Source organism: Massilia mucilaginosa (genome assembly GCF_011682145.1).
Taxonomy (GTDB): domain Bacteria; phylum Pseudomonadota; class Gammaproteobacteria; order Burkholderiales; family Burkholderiaceae_D; genus Telluria_A; species Telluria_A mucilaginosa.
Genome location: NZ_WHJH01000265.1, coordinates 1 through 343, shown reverse-complemented (window position 1 = coordinate 343; position 343 = coordinate 1). Strand labels below are relative to the sequence as shown.

Annotated in this window: 1 pseudogene; it reads left to right on the top strand. The window is 57.4% G+C overall.

Going from position 1 to position 343, the window contains the following annotated elements:
• Window positions 1-46: 46 nt before the first annotated feature.
• A pseudogene (locus tag F2P45_RS34795) lies at window positions 47-343 on the top strand (methyl-accepting chemotaxis protein); the annotation flags it as partial.

Genomic DNA, 343 nt, shown 5'->3' with positions numbered 1-343 from the left:
ATCAGCCGAAGAGTCGGGGCAGCTTTACCGTGAAAGTAGATTGCTGATGATCTTGCTCGTATTTTGCAGCCTTGCCGCAGGCATTGCGATTGGACTGTGGATTACGCGCGCACTGACGCGCCAACTGGGCGGGGAGCCGGCATACGCTGCCGACGTGGCCGGGGCAATCGCGGCCGGTAAGTTGTCAACGTCGATTCAGCTGCGCGCCAACGACCAAACGAGCTTGTTGTTTGCAATGGAGGTCATGCGCACCTCCTTGGCCAAAATCGTCGGGCAAGTTCGTTCTGGCACCGACACGATTGCCACTGCCTCAAGCCAAATCGCCGCTGGCAATCTTGATATA